This window comes from Enterobacter sp. Ap-867, assembly GCF_011752855.1.
Taxonomy (GTDB): Bacteria; Pseudomonadota; Gammaproteobacteria; order Enterobacterales; family Enterobacteriaceae; genus Cedecea.
Window position 1 is genome coordinate 179,888 of sequence record NZ_VWWS01000007.1, and the last position, 24,913, is coordinate 204,800.

The window sequence follows — 24,913 nt, forward strand, 5'->3', positions numbered from 1 at the left end:
TTATTGAGCATAACTCATGGGCTTTTATGATCCCAATTTATCGTAGAGCCATTGGTGGCGATATAAATCAACATTTCTGATATGAACAAAATCGCAATTAAGAAATCTGAATTCAGACTCTTAATAATGTACAACATTTACACAGTGGCAAGCGACTGTTTATCATGCCTGGCTACCGGGATGGAAGAGACAACAATATACAAGGACGTGATTTATGTCGGCCTTACAATTTCCCTGCAAGATATTTGAAACCCAGAAAAAGATGGATGATAAAAACGCCAAAGATATGAAGTCCGGCGATCTGTCCGAAATCGATCTGAAGGCAAAATTCCACCTGACAGATATTTCTACAAGTGTAAATCCTTACACGTTGACGGAGATCCCTTCATATGAGCATCCGATGGTGCAGTTCTTTCGCCCTAAGAAGGAGGTAAAAAAACTGACAAAATGGGAGTGTGCTCGCATCCTCTTTGATGAGTTCCGGTATTTATCACGTCCTTTTTCGAGGGACGGTCCTTACACCTCTTTGATCGAACTAATGATCACGCACATGCAAAAGTGTGGCGGGAAGTCTTTCTGTCATCCATTACTGAACAGTGCGCTGAAGGAGCAAATATTGAGCGATCGCTCGGAGGAAAACAGTACGCGGCTCCGCCTAAAGGAAGTTTTTGATACTAATATTGACTGGGATAGAAAATGCTATCCAGCAGAACAAAAAAAGGATCTGAGTGATGCTATTATGAACGGCAGGCTGCCAAAATTCGATCGTCTTCGAGATCGGGTGAATGGCATGGGGATTACCGTGCATGATACCTGGGCAACGCATATCACAATTAAGTCCCTAGCGATTGATAACGAAAAATATCACGCTGAAATTCACTATAAAGTTCAGGATCATTTTGGATTGGATGATGATGATGATGATATTTTAAAAATAAAATTTAAAAGTATTCGATTATTTCGTATATGGTTTGTCCTGCAACGCTACAGCGAGTTTGCCTTCAAACCATTTATTACCAATATGGAAGCCATCATTGAAATTATTGGGCGGTGTAATGGAATTAAAAAATAAAATAATAATTAGCCTGTTATTATCTGGTGGTGTTTTTTTAGTGTGTTATTTATGGTTGTTATTTCGTCCGGTAGAAATTATTGCCGTACACCAGAGAAATAGCTATAGCGATGTCTTAGTAAGTAATTTTCCTTTTGCTAACAAAGGTAAAATAGACTGGTGGTTGAAAAATAAAGAAATGCTAAGGACGAAGTATGATATTCCTAAGCCTTCATCCTACGGTAGTTCTAGTGTTGTTTTTTGGCTGTTTAATGATGGTTATAAAGAAGAGGGGAAATATGATCGGCTTTGTTTCAATGATATGGCAACAAAAGTAAACTGCATTGATAAAAACACAGTGCTTACTGTCGGTAATAGCAAGAGGTATGGAACCAGATTTACTCTCTCCGATGGGATTTATCGAATTGATGAAAATGGCAGGGTTATAAAAATCAATAAATAATGGTTGGTTGTACGGCAGAGATATTGATAAGAAATTTTAATTATAAAGGTTGAATAAGCATGACAGTACCCGAATTGTTGAGACGTAGTATAAAGGGACTAAAATTTCTAGCTGGCGGTCTATTGGCTGGATACTGCTTATGGTTAGCATTTCGACCGGTAGAAATTGTTGCTGTTCATCAGAGAAATAGTTACAGCGATGTATTAGTGGAAGGTTTTCCTTTTACAAAAAAAGGGAAAGTACACTGGTGGTTGAAAAACAAAGCCATGCTCAAAGAAAAATATGGTGCTCCAGGGCCAGAGAAGGATGGTTTTTATGTAATTACATTTTGGTATTTTGGGGACGGTTATGTAGAAACGGATGGTTACGATCGGCTATGTTTTGACGATCTGGATCCACCGTTAAATTGCATCGATAAAGATAAAGCTTTTACGGTGTGGCAGGATAGATATAAAAATACAGTAGTTATTTTTCGTGATGGTCAATATCGATTAAGCGAAAAAGGGGATCTGATAAAATATCAGTGAACGCCCGTTCCCCTGAAGACAACTCCGTCAGCACAAAGCCCCGGCCTTTCAGACAGGACTTTGCATGCCGCTACTTCGTATAAAACTTATAAGTCGCCGTATAAGGCACTTTCAGCGTCGCGCCAAAGGTCGCCGGGTCGCAAACCGTGGGGCCGGTTACGCCGCCACGAGTTTCCACGCGCTGGATGTTGCTCACGTTGGCAAACAGGCCTGGCTGCGTTTCGGAAGCGCCGGTCAGCAGCAGCCATGGAATCGAGCCTTTATCTTTCGACGGGCGAGTGGCGCTTAGCGCTCCGGCCACCACGCTGCCGTCCGTCCCCTGTCAGTGTGGGCCGTCGAAGTGTTTGCCGACGAGGTGCTTCAGGCCTTTGTCGCTGAACATAACCGGCTCAACCACGGTAACGTCTTCGCTGGCAATCACGTCGCGGATGCCGCTTTTCAGGATTTTCATCATGGTTTTTCCTGGCGAATAAAGTGGTCTCCATTAGACAGAGGTCACTGCCCAACGGCCACAACTTTTTGGAACCATCTGCTACATAACATTTTTTTTATCCCATAAATTTCTAAGCGCCAAATTCTGACTATCGAAAAATAAGAAATCGGGACATAGATTATATTGAGCGTTGGTTTTATGCTGTGGAAAAGCAAACCTTAAGGAAAAGGAATGAGCGCACAGGCGGAAGAGGGCAGCCTCAGAAGAATGACATTGGGCGAAATTGCAATGGCTCGCCGGGTTTTCGGCGATTCAATTTCTTACAGCCGAGTATGGATTCATTGCGACAGCTATCTCCCGTTCGGCCTGCAGAAACAAAACTACGCGATGACGCCAAACGGAGAATTGTGGTACCGCAAGAGGATGTATAAAGATGATTTCTCATCTGGCAGCGTCTTTCTTGAAGATAAATATGTTTTTATCCATGAGCTGGGCCATGTGTGGCAACATCAACACGGGCAATGGGTAAGGCTAAGGGGGGCTTTTAGCTGGGCGGCTGAATATACCTATAAATTAGATAAAGAGGCGCTAACAGATTATTCCCTGGAGCAGCAGGCCTCCATTTTAGCGGATTACTGGCTGTTATTGGTTTATGGTATAGACGTGTGGTCCTACTACCAAAGGCCCGGGCGAATGGGGAAATACAGAGGTACAGACAGTAGCCGTGAAGTTCCGGTGCTGTATCGCAAAATAGTCACAGGGAAGGTGAGAACAACTCTATGAGAAAATGTTTGTTAGCCGCTGCCGTGCTCTTGCTGGCCGGGTGTCCTGGTCCGGGCGACAGAATGGTGCCGCGTCAGCCTGCAGAAGTCGTGGCCAAAGGTAATATTGTTTGCGTGGTGTCTCCGCTTGGCAGCGACGAGCGCATAACGGCCGTGCAAATTAACGAAGGGCATGGGAACGTGCAGTACAAGACTTTCGATGATGCTCCAGTTTATGTCGCGAAGGGAGACTGTCTGCCAGCCTTTGGTTTTACCTTCTCTCCCGGCAAAAAATACTCAGTCGCTTACGATGTAAAATCTGATAATTCTTCCTCTCATCTGGTCACCGCAGAGTTTTCTGTCACGGAGAACGCTTCCGGCGGAATAAGTATTCAGCACCCGAATTAGTGCTGACTCTCTGAATTTATCCCAGCAGCATAAATCCCTGGCAGTAAGGCCAGGGCTTTATGCTGCTACTTCGTATAGAACTTGTAGGTTGCCGTGTAAGGCACTTTCAGCGTCGCGCCAAAGGTTGCCGGGTCGCAAACCGTGGGGCCGGTTACGCCGCCGTGGATGTCCACGCGCTGGATGCTGCTCACGTTGGCGAACAGGCCCGGCTGTGCGTCTGAAGTGCCGATCAGCAGCAGCCACGGAATCGAGCCTTTATCTTTCGACGGGCGAGTGGCGCTTAGCGCGCCGGCCACCATTTTGCCGTCCTGCATGCCTGGCCCGCAGTTCGGACTAGTGTGTACGTGGAAGCCGTGGCGCCGGGGAACGACGTAAATCAACATCTCTGATATGAATAAAATCCCAATTAAGAAATCTGAATTCAGACTCTTAATAAGGTACAACACTTACACAGTGGCTAAAGGCTGCTTATCATGCCTGGCTACCGGGATGATAGAGACAACAATATACAAGGACGTGATTTATGCCGGCATTGCAATTTCCCTGCAAGATATTTGAAACCCAGAAAAAGATGAATGACAAAAACGCCAAAGATATGAAGTCCGGCGATCTGTCCGAAATCGATCTGAAGGCAAAATTCCACCTGACAGATATTTCTACAAGTGTAAATCCTTACACGTTGACGGAGATCCCTTCATATGAGCATCCGATGGTGCAGTTCTTTCGCCCTAAGAAGGAGGTAAAAAAACTGACAGAATGGGAGTGCGCTCGCATCCTCTTTGATGAGTTCCGGTATTTATCACGTCCTTTTTCGTGGGACGGTCCTTACACATCTTTGATCGAACTAATGATCACGCACATGCAAAAGTGTGGCGGGAAGCCTTTCAGTCATCCATTACTGAATAGTGCGCTGGAGGAGCAAATATTGAGCGATCGCTCGGAGGAAAACAGTACGCGGCTCCGTCTGAAGAAAGTTTTTGATATCCAAATTGATTGGGAGCGTAGATGTTATCCTGCAAAATATAAAAATGAGCTAACAGAAACAATTATGAACGGAATACTACCAAAATTCGATCGTCTTCGGGATCGGGTGAATGGTATGGGAATTACCGTGCATGATACCTGGGCAACGCATATCACAATTAAGTCCCTAACGATTGATAACGAACAATATCACGCTAAGGTTCACTATAAAGTTCAGGATCATTTTGGATTGGATGATGATGATATTTTAAAAATAAAATTTAAAAGTATTCGATTATTTCGTATATGGTTTGTCCTGCAACGCTACAGCGAGTTTGCCTTCAAACCATTTATTACCAATATGGAAGCCACTATTCATATTATTGGGCGGCGAAATGCAGTTAAAAAATAAAATGATGGTGGGTTTTTTCTGTCTGGCTGGATGTATAGTGGCGGTATACTGCTTATGGCTGTTCTTTCGATCCGTTAAAATCGTCGCTGTTCATCAGAGAAATAACTATAGCAGTATTTTGGTCAAGAACTTCCCGTTCACAGACAAAGGTAAGATTGACTGGTGGTTAGAAAATAAGGATGCACTTAAAGCAAAGTATGATATTCCAAAGCCTGCATCTTATGGGGGTTTTACTATCACTATTGGGCTTTTTAAGGATGGCTATAAAGAAGAGGGTAAGTATGACAGGCTATGTTTTGATGATATGAATACCAAAATAAACTGCATTGATAAAAACTCTGTTTTTACTATAAGGAATAGTAAAAACAGAGGAATTACATTTACTGTGGATGATGCTATTTATCGAGAGGAAGAGAACGGTAAGATTGTCAGGCTTGAATATTAGAATATAATTTCTGCAGTTTTGAATAGACAGAAAATGCTTTATATTTTAGTCAGTTTTTTGGAGTGATTAAATTGAAAGGTAACATAATAAGGGGACTGAAATTTCTAGCTGGCGGTCTATTGGCAGGATATTGCTTATGGTTAGCATTTCGACCGGTAGAAATTGTTGCAGTTCATAAGAGAAATAGTTATAGCCACATTTTAGTGAAAAACTTCCCCTTAACAAATAAAGGTAAAGTACACTGGTGGTTGAAAAATAAAGATATGCTCAAAGAAAAATATGATGTTCCAGGTACAGGGAAAGATGATTTTTTTGAAATTATATTTTGGTATTTTGGGGACGGTTATGTAGAAACGGATGGTTACGATCGGCTATGTTTTGACGATCTGGAACCACCGTTAAATTGTATCGATAAAGATAAAGCTTTTACGGTGTGGCAGGATAGATATAAAAATACAGTAGTTATTTTTCGTGATGGTCAATATCGATTAGGCGAAAAAGGGGAGCTGATAAAATATCTGTAAACGCCCGTTCCCCTGAAGACAGCTCCATCAGCACAAAGCCCCGGCCTTTCAGCCAGGACTTTGCATGCCGCTACTTCGTATAAAACTTATAAGTCGCCGTGTAAGGTACTTTCAGCGTCGTGCCAAAGGTTGCCGGGTCGCAAACCGCGGGGCCGGTTACGCCGCCACGGGTGTCCACACGCTGGATGCTGCTCACGTTGACGAACAGGCCTGGCTGGGCCTCTGAGGTGCCGGTTAGCAGCAGCCATGGAATCGAGCCTTTATCTTTCGACGGGCGAGTGGCGCTTAGCGCGCCGGCCACCACGCTGCCGTCCGTGGCCTGCCAGTGTGGGCCGTCGAAGTGTTTGCCGACGAGGTGCTTCAGGCCTTTGTCGCTGAACAGGTCGGCTTCCGGGGCCTGGAATACCCAGCTCCCGGTTTTGGCTTCGGCGTCCGCCGCCGCGCAGCGGTAGATCTGCACGCCTCGGGCATAAAGCTCGGTTTGCAGGTGCTCACTTTTGGGCGCGTCGATGGAGGTATCAGCCGCGTTCGCCAGGGTCGGAAGTCCGCCCATCATCAGCGTGAAGCACGCCGTCGTTAAGAAGCGCTTGCTCATGACGTCACTCCGCAAACCATACGCGCACCGCCGCCGCCGAGCATTGCCGGATGGTCAGAGTGGTTGTCGCCGCCGGCGTGGATCATCAGCGAGTGGCCTTTTAAGTCTGACATGCGCAGGCGAGGAGCCAGCACCGGATAGGTCGCGGTACCGTCGCTGTCGACGTACAGCGCAGGCAGATCGCCGAGGTGGCCGTTGCCCCACGGGCCTTCATGTTTGCCGGTGTGGGCCGGATCAAGGTGGCCGCCCGCCGCCAGGCCAGCCACCATTTTGCCGTCCTGCATGGCGGGGCCGCAGTTCGGATTAGTGTGAACGTGGAAGCCGTGAATGCCCGGCGGCAGGCCTTTCAGGTTAGGGGTAAAGACCACGCCGTACTGGGTGGCGTGGTATTCAATGGTGCCCGCCGGGGTGGACGTGCCGCTGGCGTCCACGGTGTTCATGGCGACAGTGGCGGCCTGCGCCAGCCCGGTGCAGGCGAGGGCGGTAATACTCAGCGCCAGTTTTAATGTTTTTAACTTATTCATCGTTTAACCCCGTACTTTTATTAGAAGGTGCAAAAAACAGATGTCGCAAAATTTTGTGCTGCGGGCTTATGCGCGGCAGTCAGCTGGTTATAACAAACTGTTTTGCGAGTTGTTTGATTGCTCTGATAGGTAAAATTGTGGGTTGAAATTCAGCGTGAAGATTTTTAAAAACAATATTTTCATGAGGTTATCCTGTGGTCTTGAGCGATTAAAGGGAGCGGCCTGAATGAAAATAAAAACGGATAAGGCAGTAAAAAGAGAGAGTGAAAAAGACCTGCTAACGATCGTTAAAAATTATCTCGCTGCTGTGCCTGAAATAAAGTGTAGATGAATACGCTGAGGGAGTTGAAAGCGGTCGCTGAAAATCGCGAGATTTTTAAAAAGCTTTTTATTTTCATCCGGCTTGATAAATGAGATATATCTGAACGGGAAAAAGGGCCGCTAAGCGGCCCTTGATGTGAATAAAACGATTCAAGCCAGAGGCCGGGAGCCGATCGAGCGGGCGCTCTTGATCCACGCCATAGATCCCATCACCGCAATGGCCGTCAGCAGGATGTATTCCAGCGACATGGCATACACGCCCTGAATGGCGTAAATCACCACGCTAATCACGTCTATAACCACCCAAAGCAGCCAGTTTTCGACGTATTTACGCGTCATCAGCACCATCGCGGCAATCGACAGGATCAGCATCGCGGAATCCCACAGCGGGAAGGCATCCGGCTGCAGCTGCGGCATCTCAACCGCAACGCCGACACTCTGCATAATGCCCACCGCAATATGGGTCAGCACGGCGAAGACCGGGTCGATGAAGAAAGTCATCAGCGCGATGGCGACCAGGCAAACTGCCGCCAGCGTGAACGCCTTGCTGCGCGGCAGCCAGCGGATTTTCAGCGCGGCCTCGTTGGCCTCGTTCTGGCGGCTCCACGCGTACCAGCCGTAAATGTTGGCGGCGAAGAAGAACACCTGCAGCAGCAGGCTGGCGTAAAGCTGGATCTGGAAAAAGATCGCCGCAAACAGCGTGACGTTAATCAGGCCGAACAGGTAGTTGATGATCTTCTCTTTGCTGGCGAACCAGATGCAGAGCAGGCCGAAGACGGTGCCGATGGCCTCGATCCACGAGAGCGCGTAGCCGCCCTCGCCGAGCGGAATGGTGACCATCACATTCTTAATGCTGAAGAAATCCATGATTACTGCTCCTGGCTGTCAAGGTAGAGCGCTTCGAGGGCGAGTAAAATCTCGCGGGATTCACCCTGCAGGCAGGAGTGTTCCTGCTGCTGGTAGTTGTTAATGCCTTCTTCCAGATTGCCGCTGTGCTCAACCACCACGTTAAGCACGGAGGCGATGCGCAAACCGCGCAATGCGCCAACTACCATCAACGGTGCTGTTTCCATATCCGCAGCGAGAATGCCCTTGCCGGACCAGAACTGGTTAATCTCGTCTTCGCGTTCGGTGTAGAAGCTGTCGTGGCTGCGCACATAGCCGCAGTGGCTGGCGTAGCCCAGGCGTTTGGCCTGCTGAGTCAGGTGGTGCACCAGGCCGATGTCCGCGCAGGCCGGGTAGCCTTTGTCGATGTACATCTGGCTGGTGCCTTCGTCCCGCACGGCGGCGGTGGCGATCACCAGGTCGCCGAGGCGGATGTGGTTTTGCATCGCTCCGCAGCTGCCGATGCGGATGAGATTGGTGACGCCAATCTGGCGCAGCTCTTCCACGGCGATGGCGGTAGAAGGCCCGCCCATGCCGGTGGACATCACCAGCACTTCCACGCCGCGGAACCAGCCGCGCAGGGCGCGATATTCCCGGTTGCTGCCGAAGTCTTCCACGTTGTCCAGAAACTGCGCGACGTGTTCCACGCGTTTCGGATCGCCCGGCAGGAGCGCATAACGGGCGTGCGTCATCTCCCGGCTGAGCCGGATATGGGGCTGGAGTTGGGTCATGATAGTTACCTGGCGTTAAACGAGCCATTTGGGATGGCTCAGGATTGGCTGCTGTTATTTAATGTTCGGCGTGCTGGCGCAGGCGCTGAGGGTCGAGAACCTGAATCTGCTCGCCGTGAATCGCAATGATATTGTCTTCCCGCAGTTCGGATAAAATGCGGTTAATGCTGCGCGGAGCCACCGCAAACTGCTCGCTTAATTGCTGCTTATTAAGCGGAATACTGCCCTGTATTTGCTGGTATTTCTGCCACAGCACCAGGCAAAGACGCTGATGTAACGAATAAAGAATGTCTTCCCCGGCCTTTTTGGAGAGCTGATAATATTGATCGCTCACGGCCTGTAATATTTTTTGATTAAAGTAATTGTCTAACCCCAGCCAGCGAATAAACTCTTCCCGCGCCAGCACTAAAAGCGCCGCGTCGCTAACCGTTTCTACCGAGCAGATGTATTGCCGTCGCTCGAAGATTTCCAGCTCCCCCAGAATGTCGCCTTTTTTATAGCGCGCCTGGGAATATTTTCGCCCGTCGTCGGCGGTGGTGAAAACGTCGATTTCCCCTTTAACAATCAGGTGGAATTCATCGCAAATTTCCCCCTGGCGAAAAATCAGCGAGCCGCGTGGGTAATGTTTTAGCTGCCAGCTGCGCAGAATATCCAGCGGGCAATACTTCAGCAGCTCATACAGCACCGGGTCGCCGGTCACGCGTTCAATGACGTTCAGCCAGTCGCCGGGTCTGTTCTCGTTTTTCATGCTGTTCACTATAAAATTTCCCGTCAAATAAGGACAGGACGCCCGTCCCGCGTTGCCCACAGATTAGCGTGAAAACTGCCAGCGGGATCTTAAATCCGCATCGTGGCCGGGACATTTGTCCCGCCAGGGCGCAGGTGGGGTGGGCGATTTGTTTGTTTTTCGTACATACTGTTTTTGACGTTCACCCAATCTATTAACTGTTTATGATTTTAATCAAGGAGTTAACATGTCTGGTTGGTTCGAATTAAGCAAAAGCAGCGACGGGCAGTTTAAGTTCGTGCTCAAGGCGGGCAATGGCGAAGTGGTCCTCACCAGCGAGCTGTATAAAACCCGCGCCTCGGCGGACAACGGTATCGCCTCCGTGCGAACCAACAGCCCGCTGGAGGAGCGCTACGACAAGAAGGTTGCCAGCAACGGGAAGTTCTACTTCAACCTCAAGGCCGGCAATCATCAGGTGATTGGTACCAGCCAGATGTACGCCACGGAGCAATCCCGGGATAAAGGCATTGCCTCGGTGAAAAATAACGGTGGAACCGAAACGGTGAAAGACAAGACTTAACCGGAACCAGGGCGGCGGGGCAATCCGCGAGCATTCACCTGGGTGATGTTTTCGCGTGATGCTGCCCCGGCCGCCTTTTCCCGGTCGCAGCCTCAATGGCTTGTTGTTTATCGCCGGGAGCCTGGCCGTAAAAATGAAAGTTGAATCCTCCCCTGCGGCGTATCGCCCGTTAGAACTTCACCTGTCCATAGCGAGTCAAACGCCCGGCACGGATCTCCCGCAGCTTGTCTCACACATCAAAGGCAAAACCGGCATCGTGCCTGAGCACCTTATCCCGCTTCAAAAAGTCGCCTCGGAACACAATTGCATCATTGGCGTTCGCCCGGTGGACAAGCTGGCAACGGCGCTGATTGATGCCGGGTATCCGACCAAAGGATTTCACATCAAGGGGAAAAGCGCCTCGTGGGGGCCGCAGGCGGGGTTTATCTGCGTGGAGCAGCGGTTCAGCAAGCTGGAGAACGCCTCGCCCGAGCGAATCGCGAAGTTTAACCTGCAAACGCAGGCCTGCATTGTTGACGGGCATGCCGCAGCCGTGCCGCTGGAAGTTTCCCAGAGCCGCCTGCACGACCTGTTTGAGCAGGGGCTTATCGACAAGCTGTCGCCTGAGAGCGCCGGCGGCGTGAGTCATCTCAGGGCCAGCGGGCCAGGCGGGGAGCCTTATGCGTTTGAGGCCCGGCGCCTGCCGGGCAGCGGAGAAGCGTGGTATCAAATTTCCCATCACGGTGCACCCCTGCAGGTGCTTGCCCCACACGCTGAAGCCCGGCCCTTCACCGCGGATTATGATCTGCTGGTCATCGCCCCGCACGTCAGCGAGTTAGGGCCTGAGGATAATTTGCAGGTGCCGGATGTGTCGCATCAGGTATTTCGCCAGCGGCTGGAAAATTACCGCACGCTGCCTGAGCACCAGGCGCTGCGCGGGGACTATGACAGCCCGGCGAGTTTCTACCGCAAGAGCGACGAGGAAACGGGCAACACGAGCGAGCGCGCCCGCAGGATGATTGGCGTGCTAAACCAGGCGCTGGTGGGGGACGGGGAAAAAGTGGTGCATCACGCAACGGACAGCGCCAACCCGGTTACCGATCCTGAGAGCAACTACCCGGCCACGTTCGCGCTGCCCCATAAAATCGGGCGCTTTGCACCTTTGTGCATTATTGAAAACAAAGACGATCTTGTGGAGCTGGTGCTTCAGGCCAAGAACGCGGGCTACCACGTGCCGCTGAATCCGCTGTGGGAAAAGGAGGTCCTTGGCGTGCGCAGCGACAGGTTTACTGCCGCAAAGTTAACGCTGGAGGCGGCGCAGTTCACAAGGCCGATTCGGCAGCGCTAAAGTCGCGTTTCGATATATCGCAGGGAGAAATCCCAAAAGCGCATTCATTGTTCAAAAAATAATCGTCGGCGGGTCGATACTGAAACCAGAAGCATATGACTTACCCAAAAGTTAACTCACAGAGGGATATGCTGATGAACAGAGATCTACAGGCAGTAAAGAATTTTGATTTTCTGGCGCGTAGCTTCGCGCATATGCAGGCTTCGGGGCAGCAGGTGAATCTCCAGGCCGTGACAGGCAACATGAGTCGTGAGCAGAAAACGTGGTTCTGCGAACGCTTCAACCAGTATTGCGAAGAAGAATTCCGGGCCGCCGAGCTCGAACATTGAAATAACGGGCCATGCGGCCCGTTAAAGTTGCAGACAAAGAAGGGAAAAGCGTGGTTTTTCCTTCTTTGTGGCTAGCAGCCGAAAATCAATGGATTGATTTTCCAGTTTATTTTCAGGTAACAGATTGCAGAACTTTATCCGCATGAGCTTTGTCATCAGTCTCGACGGGCCAGATGGCCCGTTATCTGTTTTAGCCCTTCAAAACGCCTGTTTCATCCAGACTCTCGTCAATTACCTGTTATCCGGCTGGGCGCGAACGTTGTTCAACCCGGTGGTGTTGATCCGGTATGGCTGCCCGTTGCTGGATTTAATCAGCTTCTTGGTTCTGAGCTTTTTGAACACGGCCAGCGTGCAGTCGCTAAGCAGCAACCCTTCGCGGGAATAACATTCAACGGCGGTGACGCGACCTGACGAGTCGCGAGTGTGAACGATGCGTCCCCCTTTCGCTAAAACGTGAAGGGTACGCTGTTCCTGACGGGATAAATTCATGCTGAAAAACCTTTTCATCATCATGTGCAAAACGTGCCAACACAACGCGTGTGTTCGCATAAGAGTTAAGCGCAGTGATAATCAGTCCGGCCTGTGACAGGCGGGGCACTGATTATCAGATGATGACATTCTCCAGCATCAAGCCTCTGAGTAAGTTCGGTAGAAATAACGGGCGGATAATAACACAGAAAAACTAAAGGGAAATAATTAAGGGATCCAGTTGTCCCACGCTGGCTGCGGCGAAAGCTCCCCCACGAGGAAATCAATAAACGACCTGACCTTAGGATTGCTGTATTTGCTCGGAAAATAGAGGGCGTACAGCGCATGGGTTTCGTAAGTGATGATGCCGTCCAGCAGCAGCGGGGTTAGTTCATCCTTTTGAATATGGTCGCCAATCAGATAGGTGGGCAGGTAGGCGACGCCCTGATTTTCCAGTACGGATTTAAGCAGTACCAGGCTGCTGTTGGCCTGGATTGGCGTACGCATTTTTAGCAGGTGCTGCCGTTCGTGCTCGTCGGTAGTTTTAATCTGCGGTGTCAGCCCTGGGTAAACCAGGCAGTCGTGCGTGACCAGATCCGTGCGTTTGCCCGGCATCCCTTTCTTGCTGAGGTAGTCTGCGGTGGCACAGTAAGCCCAGCGAACTGGAGCCAGTTTGCGCATGGCGTAATTTTGCGGCGGAGAGGTGGATATTCGCAGGGCGATATCGAAGTCGGATTCATTAAGATTAATAAAGTTATCGTTGAGGTCAATATAAAGATTCACATCGGGGAAGTTCGCCCGGTATTTATCAACAAGGTTGACCAGCCTGGCGTAGCCAAACGCAATAGAACAGGTGATGCGCAATTCACCCTGCGGATTGTTGTAATAGCTTGATGTGGTATTTAGCGTATCGTCGAATTCTTTAATTAACTTATTAGCGCGGTTAAACAGATATTGCCCCGCATCGGTTAGCGTGATGCTGCGGGTCGTTCTTTTGATAAGCGTTGTGCCCAGTAAATCCTCCAGCGCCGCCAGGCTCTTGCTCACCGCCGAAGGCGACACGCTGAGCTGTGCCGCCGCTTCAGACAGCCCGCCGCAATCGATAATTTTGACGAATACCTCGAGATGCTTGAGTGAAATTGGCGCGCTCATTTTTTCCTTTTATTCACAAGTGATTTGAGGAAACGGTATTAATTCCCCATACCAATCCAATTTCAAAAGTGTAACTATTGCGCTGTAGTAAATAAAGAAGTTGGAAAATGAATTTTATACATTATTAGTGATTTTCATCACAAAAGTCCGGGGATTTAATTACAGCAGTTGGTAATTGTGATTTTCGTCCCAGTTATTATTACTTTTATTGAGAAGGTATCCTTTATGTGGACACGCCTCGAACCCTACAAATCATCTTTTGTTCTTTTATTTGCGCTTATTGTCGGCGGCTTGTTGGGTATTTATGCCCCAACTTACGCCATTAAATTACAACCTGTCGGGCAAATATTCCTCAACCTGTTGTTTGTGATTATTGTGCCGCTGGTTGGCGTCAGCGTGATGTCATCTATTGCCGGCATGACCGACCTTAAACGGTTAGGCCGCATCATGGTGGTTATTTTTATTGTTTCCATCGCCATGGCGCTTATTCCCGCCGCAGGCATTGTGCTGCTGGCGCTTTGGTACAACCCGGCCCAGGGCGTGACCATCGATCTTTCCCATTCGGTGAAAGGCGGCTCAGGGGAGATGGATTTTGTCAGCATGGTGACCACCAGCGACTTTGTCGGGTTGTTCTCCAAGTCGAACATCCTGGCGCTGATCGTGATTGCGATTATCGCCGGTGTAGCGATTGGTCAGTCGGCGGATGCGGGTAAACGCATCGCCGCTCTGCTGCAGGACGCCAACACCGTTATCATGAAAATTGTCTCTATTATCATGAAGGTGGCACCTGTCGGCCTGGGCTGCTACTTCGCTGCAACCATGGCGAGCCAGGATGCTTCGCTGCTGATGACCTTCGCTCGCGCCATCGGGTTATTTATGGCGGCAACGCTTATCTATTACGTGCTTGGCTCCATTTTCTATTCGTGGATTGGCGGCGGGCTTCCGGCAGTAAAAGCGTTCTGGAAACACGCGATTGAACCTTCCGCGACCGCGCTGGGCACCTGCTCTTCGCTCGGTACTCTGCCGGTTACGCTGCGTGCGGGCAAGGCTATGGGCATCAACCCTGAAATCGTCGATGTCTCGATTCCGCTGCTGGTGAACCTCAATAAAGGCGGCGTGGCGATGATTGCCGCGTTGAAAATCGTCTTTATCTATTCGGTTCTTGGCCTGCCATTTACCAGCGAAACCTTCTTCCTCGCGATGCTGATTGCCGTGCTGTCGGCCATTATCGTTGGCGGCGTGCCGGGCGGCGCGTTCCTCGGGGAGATCTTTATTGTCACGACGCTGGGGCTGCCGATGGAAGCCATCCCGCTGCTGGTGGTGCTTGGCACCATTACCGATGCACCGGCCACGCTTATCAACGTGATCCACGATCTTAATGCGGCACAAATCGTGGAACGCTTCGCCGGAAAGAAGCGTGGTGAACCGGAAACCAGCGCTCCGCTGGCCGCAAACAGCCTCGCTGGCTAAGCCCTCTGAATGGAATGAATCAGGAAATAACGGGAGAATTTTATGAAACAGAAAAGTCATCTTGAAACTCAGCTGATCGTCGCCGGGCGTGAAAAACGCTACACCCAGGGGGCGGTAAATGCGGTTATCCAGCGCGCGTCCTCGCTGGTATTTGACAGCGTGAAAGCCAAAAAATTTGCCACTGCCAACCGGGCAAACGGCGAACTGTTCTATGGCCGCAGAGGCACGCTGACGCATTTTTCCTTCCAGAAGGCGATGACGGAGTTAGAAGGCGGTGCCGGGTGCTCGCTTTATCCGTGCGGCGCGGCGGCGGTCACCAATGCGATTCTGGCTTTTGTCAGCGGCGGAGATCATATCCTGATGACCGGCGCGGCCTATGAGCCAACGCAGGATTTCTGCAACAAGATCCTGAGCAAATTCAACGTCTCAACAACGTATTACGATCCGCTGATTGGCGCCGGGATCGCTGAGCTCATCCAGCCGAATACCCGCGTTGTTTTCCTTGAGTCTCCGAGCTCAATTACCATGGAGGTTCAGGACGTGCCCGGCATGATTAAGTCTATTCGCGCCGTTAACCCGGAAATTGTTGTCATGCTGGACAATACCTGGGCCGCCGGGGTGCTATTCCGTGCGCTGGATTATGGTGTAGATATCTCGATTCAGGCCGGGACCAAATACACCATCGGCCATTCGGACGGCATGTTGGGGACGGCGGTTGCAAACGAACGCTGTTGGGATCGCCTGCGTGAAAACTCGTACCTGATGGGCCAGACGCTGGATGCCGATACGGCGTATATGGCTGCCCGTGGCCTGCGCACGCTGGGGGTGAGGTTGAAGCAACATGAGGAAAGCAGCCTCGCGATTGCCCGCTGGCTGTCGGCTCATCCACTGGTGGAACGGGTTAACCATCCCGCGCTGGCTGAATGTCCGGGACATGCGTTCTTCGAACGCGACTTTTCCGGCAGCTCCGGCCTGTTCTCCTTTGTGCTAAAACAGCGCCTGACGGACGAGCAGCTTGCGGGTTACCTGGATAATTTTACGCTGTTCCATATGGCGTATTCCTGGGGCGGGTTTGAGTCACTGATCCTGGCCAACCAGCCGGAAGAGCTGAACGACATTCGTCCGGCAGGCAAAGTTGACTTCAGCGGCACGCTGGTGCGAGTCCATATTGGCCTGGAAAACGTTGAAGAACTGATTGCTGACCTGGAAGCCGGTTTTACCCGCATCGCCTGATTCCCTCTTTTGCCGCCCGCAAGGGCGGCTTTCTCGCCCGAGTTATTCTGCTATTCCCTTTGTGGTGGAATAAAATATTCGTGATTGTGTTCACGCACATGGAATAAAATATTCCATACTATGCACAACAGAACACACATAACGGATGTCCCGATGAAAATTAACTTAACCAAACTGGTCACCGAAGGCCGCAATCCGGCCAGCGCGGAAATCGACACTCTGCCCACCTTAGAGATGCTTAAAGTTATTAATAATGAAGACAAGCAGGTGCCGCTGGCGGTGGAAGCCACGCTGCCGCAGGTCGCTCAGGTTGTCGATAAAGTGGTGGAGGCTTTCGCCCTGGGCGGCAGGCTGATTTACAGCGGCGCAGGAACGTCCGGCCGTCTGGGGATCCTGGATGCAAGTGAGTGCCCGCCAACCTTTGGCACGCCGCGTGAGCAGGTCGTCGGGCTGATTGCCGGTGGGCACCCGGCCATTTTGCAGGCGGTAGAAAACGCCGAAGACAACCGTGAAATGGGTGAGCAGGATCTGCGTAACCTGAACTTCAGCGCGCGTGACGTGCTGGTAGGGATTGCCGCCAGCGGGCGCACGCCTTACGTACTGGGCGCTATGGCCTATGCAAAAAGCGTGGGGGCCACCGTCGCCGCAGTCTCCTGTAATCCGGGCAGCGAAATGAGCCTGGCGGCGGATATCGCCATTGAACCGGTCGTCGGCCCGGAAATCGTCACCGGCTCTTCACGCATGAAGGCCGGGACGGCGCAAAAGCTGATCCTGAATATGATCACTACCGGGTCGATGATTCGCAGCGGCAAAGTCTACGGCAACCTGATGGTGGATGTGGAAGCCACCAACGCCAAGCTGATCCAGCGCCAGGTCAATATTGTGGTGGCGGCGACCGAATGCAGCCCGGAGCAGGCCGAAGCGGCGCTTAGCGCCTGCCGCCGCCACTGCAAAACGGCGATCTTCATGCTGCTGAGCGGCCTGTCAGCCGAAGAGGCAAGCGATCTGCTGGCGAAAAAACAAGGCTTTATACGTGAAGCATTACGGGGGTTAAACGGGTAGCTATGGCGAAAATCACCGGCTCGATGATGGCAGACATCCTGCGCCTGACGGGCGGCAGCGGCAATATCCTTGTCTGCGGCAACTGCATGACGCGCCTCAGGCTGACGCTCAAAAACAGAGATCTCGTTCAGCACGACGACCTGAAGAAAATCCCCGGCGTGATGGGCGTGGTCAACGGCGACGACCAGCTGCAAATTATTCTCGGCCCCGGCAAAGCGCAAACCGCCAGCGAGCTGATGAATGGCCTGTTAAAGCAGGAGGGCTTAAGCGAGCCGGAGCGTGGCGAAAGCGCGGACCTGGCCGCGCTCGCCAGCCAGAACAAACAGCAGATGAAGGCGAAGCAGAACAGCGCGGTGCATAACTTCCTCACCAAGTTTGCCACCATCTTCACGCCGCTGATCCCGGGCTTTATCGCCGCCGGGCTGCTGCTGGGTATTGCCACGCTGCTGCAGCAAACGCTGATCGTTGAAGGCACAGCGCCTGCGGCCTGGCTGACCCAGCTTATCGCCTATATGAAGGTATTCAGCATCGGGCTGTTTACCTTCCTGAGCATTCTGATTGGCTTCAACACCCAGAAAGCTTTCGGCGGCACCGGCGTGAACGGGGCAATCATCGCCTCGTTGTTTATTCTGCGCTACGTGCCGGAAGGCAAAGTGGGCTACTACGCCGGGATGGATACCTTCTTCGGGCTGGCTATCGACCCGCGCGGCAACATTATTGGCGTGCTGCTGGCCTGTATGCTCGGAGCGTGGATCGAACGCCAGGTTCGACGGATGATCCCGGACAACCTGGATATGATCCTCACCTCGACGATCACCTTATTGATCACCGGGGCGATCACTTTTGTGGCGATCATGCCCATCGGCGGCGAGCTGTTCAAAGGCATGTCCTGGCTGTTTATGCACCTGAACGGCAACCCGTTCGGCACGGCGATTCTGGCCGGGCTGTTCCTGATTGCCGTGGTGTTTGGTATTCACCAGGGATTTGTCCCGGTCTACTTCGCGCTGATGGATGCCGAGGGCTTTAACTCGCTGTTCCCGATTCTGGCGATGGCCGGTGCGGGGCAGGTGGGCGCGGCGCTGGCTCTGTTTGCCCGCTCGCCGAAAGGCTCGGTCCTGCGTACGCAAATCAAAGGGGCGATTATTCCCGGCCTGCTGGGCATTGGTGAGCCGCTGATTTACGGCGTGACGCTGCCGCGCCTGAAGCCGTTTATTACCGCCTGTATCGGTGGCGGCATCGGCGGGTTCTTTATCGGGCTGGTGGCCTGGCTGGGGCTGCCCGTCGGACTGAATACGGTGTTTGGGCCGTCAGGTTTGGTGTCGATTCCGCTGATGACTTCCCATCAGGGGATCTTCGCCGGGATGGCGGTTTACGTTGCCGGGATTGTTATCGCCTATGTGGCCGGGTTTATCATGACCTGGTGTTTTGGCAGTAAGAACGTTGATTTGACTTAAGTTAATATGACTCTTGCCCGCCCGCCTTCTGCGGGCGGCGTTATTCCCGCTCAGCAGCTAACCTTGCCCACTTTTTTTCTAAGGACGGAAAGGCATTAGCGATAATTTTTTATTCTTTTATGGAATCGTTGCCGTTGGAAATACTGCTCTCTCCCCCGAGACAGGAGCAGAATCATGGCAGCAAAACGACACTCACTCTGGCTGGTTGCACTGGCCCTAATTGCGGCTCAGGCCCACGCGGTGGACGTTACCGTGGCGTACCAAACCTCCGCCGAACCCGCCAAAGTTGCGCAAGCCGACGACGCTTTTGCCAAAGATAGCGGGGCGAAAGTGGAATGGCGTAAGTTCGACAGCGGCGCGAGCGTGGTGCGTGCGCTCGCCTCGGGCGATGTGCAAATCGGCAATATCGGCTCCAGCCCGCTGGCCGTTGCCGCCAGCCAAAACGTACCGATTGAAGTCTTCCTCCTGGCCTCCCAGCTCGGTAACTCTGAAGCGCTGGTGGTCAAAAAAGGCATCAAAACGCCGCAGGACCTGATCGGCAAACGCATCGCCGTGCCGTTTATTTCTACTACCCATTACAGCCTGCTGGCTTCCCTCAAGCATTGGGGCATCAAGCCGGATCAGGTTCAAATTCTAAATCTTCAGCCTCCGGCAATTATTGCCGCGTGGCAGCGCGGGGATATCGATGCCGCTTACGTCTGGGCTCCGGCGGTGAACGAGCTGGAAAAAGACGGCAACGTGCTCACGGACTCGGCGCAGGTGGGCAAATGGGGCTCCCCGACGCTTGACGTCTGGGTCGTACGTAAAGACTTTGCTGAAAAACATCCTGATGTGGTCACCGCTTTTGCCCGCAGCGCCGTTGCGGTTCAGAAAGGCTACCTCGACAATCCTGACGGCTGGCTTCAGCAGCCGGACAACCTGAGCAAGCTTTCGCGCCTGAGCGGCGTACCGGAAAACGACGTCCCGGGGCTGGTGAAGGGCAATACCTACCTGACGGCGAAGCAGCAGGTTGAGCAGCTTAGCGGCCCGGTGAATAAAGCCATCGTGGACACCGCGCACTTCCTGAAAGAGCAGGGCAAAGTGCCGGCGGTCGCCACCGATTATAGCCAGTTTGTGACCGACCGCTTCGTGAAGCCGCTGGCGCAGTAAACAGGAGACACGGCGATGCTACAGGTTTCGCATCTCAGCGCGGAGTACGGCGGCAAGCCGGTACTCGACGACATTAATCTGACGGTGGACGAGGGCGAGCTGCTGGTGGTGCTCGGCCCTTCCGGCTGCGGTAAGACCACGCTGCTTAACCTGATCGCCGGTTTCGTTCCCTATCATTCCGGCAGCATTACGCTTCAGGGCAAAACGGTTGCAGGCCCTGACGCCGAGCGCGGGGTTGTTTTTCAGAACGAAGGGCTGCTGCCCTGGCGATCGGTACTGCATAACGTGGCCTTCGGACTGCAGCTTGCCGGGCAGGCTAAGCCCGAGCGGGAAGAGATTGCGCTCGACATGCTGCGCAAGGTTGGACTGGAAGATAAGGCGAAAAACGCCATCTGGCAGCTTTCGGGCGGGCAGCGGCAGCGGGTGGGCATTGCCCGGGCGCTGGCGACGAAGCCCCAGCTTTTGTTGCTGGACGAGCCGTTTGGTGCGCTGGATGCCTTTACCCGCGAGCAGATGCAAACTCTACTGCTGAAGCTGTGGCACGAAAGCCGTCGGCAGGTGCTGCTGATCACCCACGACATTGAAGAGGCGGTCTTTCTGGCGACGGAACTGGTCTTGCTCTCGCCAGGCCCTGGCCGCGTACTGGAGCGGCTTCAGCTTGATTTTGGCCGTCGCTTTGCCGCCGGAGAGCCGTGCCGAAGCATCAAATCCGATCCAGAATTTATCGCCAAACGTGAATACGTGCTGAGCCGCGTGTTCGATCAGCGGGAGGGCTTCTTATGAGCATAGTGATTCCGGACAAACCCGTGCGCCGCAGGCTTGCCTTGCGCTGGCCGTTTTCGCGTCAGCTTACCCTGAGCGCAACCACGCTGGTGGCGTTGGTGCTGCTGTGGTGGTGGGTGGCGGCGCAGCATTGGATAAGCCCGCTGTTTCTGCCGCCACCGGGGCAGGTGCTGGCGAAGCTTATCACCATCGCCGGGCCGCAGGGCTTTATGGACGCCACGCTTTGGCAGCATCTGGCCGCGAGCCTGGGGCGCATTCTTACCGCGCTTGCCGCTGCGGTGTTGATAGGCATCCCGGTGGGCATTGCAATGGGGCTGAGTCCCACCGTGCGCGGCATTCTTGATCCGCTGATCGAGCTTTACCGCCCGGTGCCGCCGCTGGCCTATTTACCGCTGATGGTGATTTGGTTTGGCATCGGCGAGACATCCAAAATCCTGCTGATTTACCTGGCGATTTTTGCGCCGGTGGCCATGTCCACCATGGCGGGCGTGCGCAGCGCGAAGCAGGTACGCATTCGTGCGGCTCAGGCGCTCGGGGCATCTCGCTGGCAGGTTATCTGGCATGTGATTTTGCCGGGCGCGCTGCCGGAAATTCTGACCGGATTTCGCATTGGGCTGGGCGTGGGCTGGTCCACGCTGGTGGCCGCAGAGCTTATCGCCGCCACGCGCGGGCTGGGCTTTATGGTGCAGTCCGCCGGTGAGTTTCTGGCGACCGACGTGGTGCTGGCCGGGATCGGCGTCATTGCCGTCATCGCATTTTGTTTAGAACTGGGGCTACGGGCGCTACAGCGCCGCCTGACCCCGTGGCATGGAGAAGGGCAATGAGTGAAAAAGTGAACATTAAGCCGTTGGGGCCGTATATCGGGGCGCAGGTTGACGGCGTGGATTTAACGCGCGGCCTGAGCGACAACCAGTTCGAGCAGATTTACCACGCGCTGATCCGCCATCAGGTGCTGTTCTTCCGCGAGCAGGAAATTACGCCCGAGCAGCAGCGCGCGCTGGCTCTGCGTTTCGGCGATCTGCATATTCACCCGGTTTACCCGCATGCCGAAGGCGTGGAAGAAATTATCGTGCTGGATACCCACAACGATAATCCGCCGGATAACGACAACTGGCACACCGACGTGACCTTTATTGAAACGCCGCCTGCCGGAGCGATTCTGGCGGCGAAGCAGCTGCCGGAAACCGGCGGCGATACGCTGTGGACCAGCGGGATTGCCGCTTATGAGGCGCTGTCCGAGCCGTTTAAAAAGCTGTTGTCCGGGCTCGAGGCCGAGCACGATTTCCGTAAATCGTTCCAGGAGTATAAGTACGCCCACAGCGAAGTCGAACACCAGCGCTGGCGCGAAGCCGTGGCGAAGAACCCGCCGCTGCGCCATCCTGTGATTCGCACGCATCCGGTCAGCGGCAAGCAGGCGCTTTTCGTCAACGAAGGCTTTACCACGCGCATTGTTAACCTGACAGAAAAAGAGAGCGAGACGCTGCTGGGCTTCCTGTTTGCCCACATCACCAAACCAGAGTTCCAAGTACGCTGGCGCTGGCAGCAAAACGATATTGCCATCTGGGACAACCGCGTGACGCAGCATTACGCCAACGCCGATTATCTCCCGGCTCGCCGTATCATGCACCGCGCGACAATCCTCGGGGATAAGCCTTTCTGGCGCGGCTGAGCATCCGAAGGTGTGATTGATATTTGCTCTTTTGGTGGTTATTATAACCACCAAATTTCACTTCATGGATGAAGGAATGACAAGCGCAGAGCTGATAAGGATGTTGAAAAAGTTGGGATGGCTACACGTGCGTACCAGAGGCAGCCACCACATTTTTGAAAAAGAAGGTGAGGCAAACCCTGTCGTGGTACCCCACCCAACCAAGGATTTGGCCCCGGGAACGTTGCATAAAATTCTTAAGCAACTGGGTGAGAAATGAATAAGTGGCGTGCCAACGAGTAGCGCTTTCAGGAGAGAGGAACGTATGAAATATCCTGTGTATTTGCACCAGGCCGAAAGTGGAAGCTGGTCAGGGTTTGTGCCGGATATTGAAGGCTGCTATTTCGCCGGAGACACCATCGATGAGGCTATCGATGACGCCCATGGCGCGATTAATGCTCATCTGGAATATCAAAGCGAGAAAGGCAGAGCGGTGCCTGTTGCTCTGACGATTAACGATCATAAAAATGATGAGAGTTGCCAGGGGGGCGTTTGGGGATTTGTTGATATCGATATTACCCGGTACGAAGGTAAATCGGTAAAATTGAATATTACGTTGCCACAATCCTTGCTGGCGAGAATCGATAGCTATGTCAGTGGTAATAGGGAGTACGCCAGCCGAAGTGGTTTTTTAGCAGAGCTGGCTCGCCGTGAATTAACTAAACGCCTGTAGCTTCTCATCACGAATATGGCCCGCCAGGTGCGGGCCTTGTTGTTTTTACAACTTAAGCCCGCACCTTCACCGTAACCAGCACCGCTGTCAGCAGCATCAGGCTGCCGGACAAGATAAGCGGGGCCAGCAGGCCGAGGTTATCCAGCGCGAGGCCGCCTATTGCCGCCCCGCAGGTGTTGGCCAGTTGAATTACGGCCACCTGAATTGACCCGGCTTTTTCCGCCTGATCTGCCAGCGAGCGGGTGATCCACGTTGACCAGCCGACCGGTACGAGGGCAAAGGCCAGCCCCCAGACAATAGCAATCACCGATGCCACGGCTTTGTTCGTCCCCCACAGCACCAGTATCGCCGCGCTGATAGCGAGAATTAATGGCGCGCAGGCCAGGGCCAGCTTGAGCGATCGTTTCAGGATCGGGGCGGAAAGAGAGGTGCCGACGAAGCTGGCAATACCGAAGCTCAGCAGCACCAGCGTCAGGCCGTCCACGTCAAAGCCCGCCAGGGTCATATAAACCGGGCGAATATAGGTAAAGAACGAGAACTGCCCGGCGAACGCCATGAAAATTGCCAGCATACCCGCCAGCACGCCCGGGCGTTTGAGCAGGCCAAACATGTTTTGCTTCTGGTGCGCCGCTTCCCCTGGCAGAGAAGGCAGCGCTTTCCAGACCCAGATAATACAGGCGACGCCCATCAGGGCGGCGGCGTTAAAGACGTTGCGCCAGCCGATGATCCCCCCGAGGAAGCTGCCCAGCGGGGCGGCAATCACTAGCGCAATCGAGACGGCTCCGAAGATAACGGACAGCGCCTTAGGCACCGTGCGCGCGGGCACAAGGCGCATGGTCAGCGAGGCCGACATTGCCCAGAACCCGCCCAATGCCAGCCCAAGACAGGCGCGACCAAGCAGCAGCAGAGAGAAGTTGCCCGCGAACGAAACCAGCAGGCAGGAGGCGGTGAGCAGCACGGCAAAAAGCAGCACCACGCGGCGGCGATCGGTCGATCCAATCAGGTTGGTGACAAACAGGCTGGCAAACATCGCCACAAAGGCGGTGACCGTGACCGACTGCCCGGCAAGGCCTTCGGAGATATTCAGTTCCTGCGCCATCGGCGTCAGCAGGCTAACCGGCAAAAACTCAACGGTAATCAGGCAGGCCACGCAAAACGCGATGGCAAAGACTGCCGACCAGTTGGGGCGTGTTACTGAGGTTGCCGGAATGGTATGGGGGGCGGTTTCATTCATCCTGAAGTCCTGGGTCAAAGTTTGGGGCAAGCCTTCCAGTGTATCACCGCTTGCGCAACGTCTTTAACCTTTTGGCAACTTCACTCAGTATTGCGCGGCAGGCGTTCAAGATCCCTTTATCTGAATCAAACAAAAAATAAACAAATTTAACAAAAAACGAACAATTTTCTGGGGCTAAGAGAATAATATAACCCCCTAAATTAACGAGGCTTTTATCTCTCCAGAATCATTTTCCCGAAAGGTTTACCTGGTCATTTCTTAGGCGTTATTAAGACTGAGCTTATGCAACATAAAGAATTGGTATCTATTACTTAAATAAAATTTAGCTTAATTTAGCCATACTTCGTAGCCCATCACGAATATATAAAAATTTCATCTTGAATTATTAAAGATAACTTTATACGGCACATTAAATAATGTGCTGGGGAAACGTTTGTCTTTAATTCTAATGAAACCACTGAGCATTCTAAGGAATTCCCACAGGATGTGGGGAATGCGTTATGCGGTCATTTAAGACCGAT

32 protein-coding genes are annotated in these 24,913 nt (G+C 52.7%); 21 read left to right on the forward strand and 11 right to left on the reverse strand.

Going from position 1 to position 24,913, the window contains the following annotated elements; genetic code table 11:
- Positions 1–214: 214 nt before the first annotated feature.
- Genes F3J26_RS17605 through F3J26_RS17615 form a run of 3 tightly spaced genes read left to right on the forward strand, consistent with a single transcriptional unit; the run spans position 215 to position 2,041 of the window.
- Positions 215–1,072, forward strand: coding sequence for a YPO3983 family protein (locus F3J26_RS17605; RefSeq protein WP_166995136.1), 858 nt, complete (start codon positions 215–217; stop codon positions 1,070–1,072).
- Complete coding sequence (locus F3J26_RS17610) at positions 1,056–1,514, forward strand: DUF943 family protein (RefSeq protein WP_166995138.1); 459 nt, start codon at positions 1,056–1,058, stop codon at positions 1,512–1,514. Before F3J26_RS17605 ends, F3J26_RS17610 begins: the two co-directional genes overlap by 17 nt.
- 59 nt (positions 1,515–1,573) lie before the next feature.
- Complete coding sequence (locus F3J26_RS17615; RefSeq protein ID WP_166995140.1) at positions 1,574–2,041, forward strand: DUF943 family protein; 468 nt, start codon at positions 1,574–1,576, stop codon at positions 2,039–2,041.
- Positions 2,042–2,111: 70 nt separating this feature from the next.
- Here F3J26_RS17615 and F3J26_RS17620 read toward each other — a convergent pair whose 3' ends face one another.
- Together F3J26_RS17620 and F3J26_RS22710 are read right to left on the reverse strand one after the other, a co-directional pair.
- Positions 2,112–2,345, reverse strand: a complete 234-nt coding sequence (locus F3J26_RS17620; protein ID WP_336710368.1) for a DUF3455 domain-containing protein — start codon at positions 2,343–2,345, stop codon at positions 2,112–2,114.
- An 18-nt stretch (positions 2,346–2,363) separates the two neighbouring features.
- Positions 2,364–2,495 carry a hypothetical protein gene (locus tag F3J26_RS22710; protein WP_286180324.1) on the reverse strand — a complete coding sequence of 44 codons (132 nt, stop codon included), beginning with the start codon at positions 2,493–2,495 and terminating at the stop codon, positions 2,364–2,366.
- A gap of 210 nt (positions 2,496–2,705) precedes the next feature.
- Here F3J26_RS22710 and F3J26_RS17630 point away from each other — a divergent pair, with 210 nt between their 5' ends.
- On the forward strand, positions 2,706–3,257 hold the full coding sequence (locus tag F3J26_RS17630; RefSeq protein WP_166995142.1) for a type IV secretion protein Rhs: 552 nt from the start codon (positions 2,706–2,708) through the stop codon (positions 3,255–3,257).
- On the forward strand, positions 3,254–3,643 hold the full coding sequence (locus F3J26_RS17635; RefSeq protein ID WP_166995144.1) for a putative T6SS immunity periplasmic lipoprotein: 390 nt from the start codon (positions 3,254–3,256) through the stop codon (positions 3,641–3,643). The genes F3J26_RS17630 and F3J26_RS17635 overlap by 4 nt, the downstream gene beginning before the upstream one ends.
- 65 nt (positions 3,644–3,708) lie before the next feature.
- Here F3J26_RS17635 and F3J26_RS17640 read toward each other — a convergent pair whose 3' ends face one another.
- Positions 3,709–3,957: a DUF3455 domain-containing protein gene (locus F3J26_RS17640; protein WP_286180325.1), complete on the reverse strand. Its 249-nt coding sequence runs from the start codon at positions 3,955–3,957 to the stop codon at positions 3,709–3,711.
- 209 nt (positions 3,958–4,166) lie between these two features.
- Here F3J26_RS17640 and F3J26_RS17645 point away from each other — a divergent pair, with 209 nt between their 5' ends.
- The 3 genes from F3J26_RS17645 (at position 4,167) to F3J26_RS17655 (ending at position 5,987) form a co-directional block, all read left to right on the forward strand.
- Positions 4,167–5,018 (forward strand): YPO3983 family protein, encoded by an 852-nt coding sequence (locus tag F3J26_RS17645; protein ID WP_166995146.1) that lies wholly within the window; start codon positions 4,167–4,169, stop codon positions 5,016–5,018.
- Positions 5,002–5,463, forward strand: coding sequence for a DUF943 family protein (locus F3J26_RS17650; RefSeq protein WP_166995148.1), 462 nt, complete (start codon positions 5,002–5,004; stop codon positions 5,461–5,463). Before F3J26_RS17645 ends, F3J26_RS17650 begins: the two co-directional genes overlap by 17 nt.
- A gap of 65 nt (positions 5,464–5,528) precedes the next feature.
- Positions 5,529–5,987, forward strand: coding sequence for a DUF943 family protein (locus F3J26_RS17655; protein WP_166995297.1), 459 nt, complete (start codon positions 5,529–5,531; stop codon positions 5,985–5,987).
- A gap of 70 nt (positions 5,988–6,057) precedes the next feature.
- On the opposite strand, the gene F3J26_RS17660 is transcribed toward F3J26_RS17655, so the two are convergent.
- The 5 genes from F3J26_RS17660 to F3J26_RS17680 form a co-directional block, all read right to left on the reverse strand.
- Entirely contained in the window at positions 6,058–6,582 is a 525-nt protein-coding gene (locus tag F3J26_RS17660) for a DUF3455 domain-containing protein (RefSeq protein ID WP_166995150.1), read from the reverse strand.
- Positions 6,579–7,106, reverse strand: coding sequence for a superoxide dismutase family protein (gene sodC / locus F3J26_RS17665; RefSeq protein ID WP_008460845.1), 528 nt, complete (start codon positions 7,104–7,106; stop codon positions 6,579–6,581). The genes F3J26_RS17660 and sodC overlap by 4 nt, the downstream gene beginning before the upstream one ends.
- A gap of 471 nt (positions 7,107–7,577) precedes the next feature.
- Positions 7,578–8,294 carry a nicotinamide riboside transporter PnuC gene (gene pnuC, locus F3J26_RS17670; RefSeq protein WP_166995152.1) on the reverse strand — a complete coding sequence of 239 codons (717 nt, stop codon included), beginning with the start codon at positions 8,292–8,294 and terminating at the stop codon, positions 7,578–7,580.
- A 2-nt stretch (positions 8,295–8,296) separates the two neighbouring features.
- Positions 8,297–9,043, reverse strand: a complete 747-nt coding sequence (locus F3J26_RS17675) for a nucleoside phosphorylase (protein WP_039287910.1) — start codon at positions 9,041–9,043, stop codon at positions 8,297–8,299.
- A gap of 58 nt (positions 9,044–9,101) precedes the next feature.
- Entirely contained in the window at positions 9,102–9,800 is a 699-nt protein-coding gene (locus F3J26_RS17680) for a Crp/Fnr family transcriptional regulator (protein WP_502706587.1), read from the reverse strand.
- A 217-nt stretch (positions 9,801–10,017) separates the two neighbouring features.
- Here F3J26_RS17680 and F3J26_RS17685 point away from each other — a divergent pair, with 217 nt between their 5' ends.
- The 3 genes from F3J26_RS17685 (at position 10,018) to F3J26_RS17695 (ending at position 12,006) form a co-directional block, all read left to right on the forward strand.
- A complete protein-coding gene (locus F3J26_RS17685) occupies positions 10,018–10,350 on the forward strand; it encodes a YegP family protein (RefSeq protein WP_008460852.1) in 333 nt (110 codons plus the stop codon).
- A gap of 133 nt (positions 10,351–10,483) precedes the next feature.
- Positions 10,484–11,677 carry an anthrax toxin-like adenylyl cyclase domain-containing protein gene (locus F3J26_RS17690; RefSeq protein WP_286180326.1) on the forward strand — a complete coding sequence of 398 codons (1,194 nt, stop codon included), beginning with the start codon at positions 10,484–10,486 and terminating at the stop codon, positions 11,675–11,677.
- A 128-nt stretch (positions 11,678–11,805) separates the two neighbouring features.
- Positions 11,806–12,006 (forward strand): glycogen synthesis protein GlgS, encoded by a 201-nt coding sequence (locus tag F3J26_RS17695; protein WP_071530516.1) that lies wholly within the window; start codon positions 11,806–11,808, stop codon positions 12,004–12,006.
- Between the two features lie 231 nt (positions 12,007–12,237).
- Here the strand turns inward: F3J26_RS17695 and F3J26_RS17700 are convergent, their stop codons facing one another.
- Both F3J26_RS17700 and F3J26_RS17705 read right to left on the reverse strand, forming a co-directional pair.
- Positions 12,238–12,495: a YjhX family toxin gene (locus tag F3J26_RS17700; protein WP_085542047.1), complete on the reverse strand. Its 258-nt coding sequence runs from the start codon at positions 12,493–12,495 to the stop codon at positions 12,238–12,240.
- Between the two features lie 207 nt (positions 12,496–12,702).
- A complete protein-coding gene (locus F3J26_RS17705) occupies positions 12,703–13,626 on the reverse strand; it encodes a LysR family transcriptional regulator (protein WP_008460859.1) in 924 nt (307 codons plus the stop codon).
- A 225-nt stretch (positions 13,627–13,851) separates the two neighbouring features.
- Here F3J26_RS17705 and F3J26_RS17710 point away from each other — a divergent pair, with 225 nt between their 5' ends.
- The 10 genes from F3J26_RS17710 to F3J26_RS17755 all read left to right on the forward strand — a co-directional run bounded on the left by F3J26_RS17710 (position 13,852) and on the right by F3J26_RS17755 (position 23,158).
- Positions 13,852–15,096, forward strand: a complete 1,245-nt coding sequence (locus F3J26_RS17710) for a cation:dicarboxylate symporter family transporter (protein WP_166995153.1) — start codon at positions 13,852–13,854, stop codon at positions 15,094–15,096.
- A gap of 42 nt (positions 15,097–15,138) precedes the next feature.
- The gene (metC, locus tag F3J26_RS17715) at positions 15,139–16,329 is read left to right on the forward strand and encodes a cystathionine beta-lyase (protein WP_166995154.1); all 1,191 of its coding nucleotides are present in this window, start codon (positions 15,139–15,141) and stop codon (positions 16,327–16,329) included.
- 153 nt (positions 16,330–16,482) lie between these two features.
- Entirely contained in the window at positions 16,483–17,391 is a 909-nt protein-coding gene (gene murQ, locus F3J26_RS17720; RefSeq protein WP_166995156.1) for an N-acetylmuramic acid 6-phosphate etherase, read from the forward strand.
- A gap of 2 nt (positions 17,392–17,393) precedes the next feature.
- Positions 17,394–18,845, forward strand: coding sequence for a PTS N-acetylmuramic acid transporter subunit IIBC (gene murP / locus F3J26_RS17725; protein WP_166995157.1), 1,452 nt, complete (start codon positions 17,394–17,396; stop codon positions 18,843–18,845).
- 174 nt (positions 18,846–19,019) lie between these two features.
- Entirely contained in the window at positions 19,020–19,994 is a 975-nt protein-coding gene (tauA, locus tag F3J26_RS17730; RefSeq protein ID WP_166995159.1) for a taurine ABC transporter substrate-binding protein, read from the forward strand.
- Positions 19,995–20,009: 15 nt separating this feature from the next.
- The gene (gene tauB / locus F3J26_RS17735) at positions 20,010–20,777 is read left to right on the forward strand and encodes a taurine ABC transporter ATP-binding subunit (protein ID WP_166995161.1); all 768 of its coding nucleotides are present in this window, start codon (positions 20,010–20,012) and stop codon (positions 20,775–20,777) included.
- A complete protein-coding gene (gene tauC / locus F3J26_RS17740; RefSeq protein WP_166995162.1) occupies positions 20,774–21,601 on the forward strand; it encodes a taurine ABC transporter permease TauC in 828 nt (275 codons plus the stop codon). Before tauB ends, tauC begins: the two co-directional genes overlap by 4 nt.
- Positions 21,598–22,446 carry a taurine dioxygenase gene (gene tauD / locus F3J26_RS17745; RefSeq protein WP_166995164.1) on the forward strand — a complete coding sequence of 283 codons (849 nt, stop codon included), beginning with the start codon at positions 21,598–21,600 and terminating at the stop codon, positions 22,444–22,446. Before tauC ends, tauD begins: the two co-directional genes overlap by 4 nt.
- Before the next feature lie 76 nt (positions 22,447–22,522).
- Positions 22,523–22,705: a type II toxin-antitoxin system HicA family toxin gene (locus F3J26_RS17750; protein ID WP_034810082.1), complete on the forward strand. Its 183-nt coding sequence runs from the start codon at positions 22,523–22,525 to the stop codon at positions 22,703–22,705.
- 45 nt (positions 22,706–22,750) lie between these two features.
- Positions 22,751–23,158, forward strand: a complete 408-nt coding sequence (locus F3J26_RS17755; protein ID WP_008460879.1) for a type II toxin-antitoxin system HicB family antitoxin — start codon at positions 22,751–22,753, stop codon at positions 23,156–23,158.
- A 52-nt stretch (positions 23,159–23,210) separates the two neighbouring features.
- Here F3J26_RS17755 and nepI read toward each other — a convergent pair whose 3' ends face one another.
- Positions 23,211–24,392, reverse strand: a complete 1,182-nt coding sequence (gene nepI / locus F3J26_RS17760; protein WP_166995166.1) for a purine ribonucleoside efflux pump NepI — start codon at positions 24,390–24,392, stop codon at positions 23,211–23,213.
- Positions 24,393–24,913 lie beyond the last annotated feature (521 nt).

Bases quoted from the DNA above. Each gene is read 5' to 3' on its own strand.
- F3J26_RS17605 (WP_166995136.1), top strand. From the start codon at position 215: ATGTCGGCCTTACAATTTCCCTGCAAGATATTTGAAACCCAGAAAAAG.
- F3J26_RS17610 (WP_166995138.1), top strand. From the start codon at position 1,056: ATGGAATTAAAAAATAAAATAATAATTAGCCTGTTATTATCTGGTGGT.
- F3J26_RS17615 (WP_166995140.1), top strand. From the start codon at position 1,574: ATGACAGTACCCGAATTGTTGAGACGTAGTATAAAGGGACTAAAATTT.
- F3J26_RS22710 (WP_286180324.1), bottom strand. From the start codon at position 2,495: ATGATGAAAATCCTGAAAAGCGGCATCCGCGACGTGATTGCCAGCGAA.
- F3J26_RS17630 (WP_166995142.1), top strand. From the start codon at position 2,706: ATGAGCGCACAGGCGGAAGAGGGCAGCCTCAGAAGAATGACATTGGGC.
- F3J26_RS17635 (WP_166995144.1), top strand. From the start codon at position 3,254: ATGAGAAAATGTTTGTTAGCCGCTGCCGTGCTCTTGCTGGCCGGGTGT.
- F3J26_RS17640 (WP_286180325.1), bottom strand. From the start codon at position 3,957: ATGCAGGACGGCAAAATGGTGGCCGGCGCGCTAAGCGCCACTCGCCCG.
- F3J26_RS17645 (WP_166995146.1), top strand. From the start codon at position 4,167: ATGCCGGCATTGCAATTTCCCTGCAAGATATTTGAAACCCAGAAAAAG.
- F3J26_RS17650 (WP_166995148.1), top strand. From the start codon at position 5,002: ATGCAGTTAAAAAATAAAATGATGGTGGGTTTTTTCTGTCTGGCTGGA.
- F3J26_RS17660 (WP_166995150.1), bottom strand. From the start codon at position 6,582: ATGAGCAAGCGCTTCTTAACGACGGCGTGCTTCACGCTGATGATGGGC.
- sodC (WP_008460845.1), bottom strand. From the start codon at position 7,106: ATGAATAAGTTAAAAACATTAAAACTGGCGCTGAGTATTACCGCCCTC.
- pnuC (WP_166995152.1), bottom strand. From the start codon at position 8,294: ATGGATTTCTTCAGCATTAAGAATGTGATGGTCACCATTCCGCTCGGC.
- F3J26_RS17675 (WP_039287910.1), bottom strand. From the start codon at position 9,043: ATGACCCAACTCCAGCCCCATATCCGGCTCAGCCGGGAGATGACGCAC.
- F3J26_RS17685 (WP_008460852.1), top strand. From the start codon at position 10,018: ATGTCTGGTTGGTTCGAATTAAGCAAAAGCAGCGACGGGCAGTTTAAG.
- F3J26_RS17690 (WP_286180326.1), top strand. From the start codon at position 10,484: ATGAAAGTTGAATCCTCCCCTGCGGCGTATCGCCCGTTAGAACTTCAC.
- F3J26_RS17695 (WP_071530516.1), top strand. From the start codon at position 11,806: ATGCTGATGAACAGAGATCTACAGGCAGTAAAGAATTTTGATTTTCTG.
- F3J26_RS17700 (WP_085542047.1), bottom strand. From the start codon at position 12,495: ATGAATTTATCCCGTCAGGAACAGCGTACCCTTCACGTTTTAGCGAAA.
- F3J26_RS17705 (WP_008460859.1), bottom strand. From the start codon at position 13,626: ATGAGCGCGCCAATTTCACTCAAGCATCTCGAGGTATTCGTCAAAATT.
- F3J26_RS17710 (WP_166995153.1), top strand. From the start codon at position 13,852: ATGTGGACACGCCTCGAACCCTACAAATCATCTTTTGTTCTTTTATTT.
- metC (WP_166995154.1), top strand. From the start codon at position 15,139: ATGAAACAGAAAAGTCATCTTGAAACTCAGCTGATCGTCGCCGGGCGT.
- murQ (WP_166995156.1), top strand. From the start codon at position 16,483: ATGAAAATTAACTTAACCAAACTGGTCACCGAAGGCCGCAATCCGGCC.
- murP (WP_166995157.1), top strand. From the start codon at position 17,394: ATGGCGAAAATCACCGGCTCGATGATGGCAGACATCCTGCGCCTGACG.
- tauA (WP_166995159.1), top strand. From the start codon at position 19,020: ATGGCAGCAAAACGACACTCACTCTGGCTGGTTGCACTGGCCCTAATT.
- tauB (WP_166995161.1), top strand. From the start codon at position 20,010: ATGCTACAGGTTTCGCATCTCAGCGCGGAGTACGGCGGCAAGCCGGTA.
- tauC (WP_166995162.1), top strand. From the start codon at position 20,774: ATGAGCATAGTGATTCCGGACAAACCCGTGCGCCGCAGGCTTGCCTTG.
- tauD (WP_166995164.1), top strand. From the start codon at position 21,598: ATGAGTGAAAAAGTGAACATTAAGCCGTTGGGGCCGTATATCGGGGCG.
- F3J26_RS17750 (WP_034810082.1), top strand. From the start codon at position 22,523: ATGACAAGCGCAGAGCTGATAAGGATGTTGAAAAAGTTGGGATGGCTA.
- F3J26_RS17755 (WP_008460879.1), top strand. From the start codon at position 22,751: ATGAAATATCCTGTGTATTTGCACCAGGCCGAAAGTGGAAGCTGGTCA.
- nepI (WP_166995166.1), bottom strand. From the start codon at position 24,392: ATGAATGAAACCGCCCCCCATACCATTCCGGCAACCTCAGTAACACGC.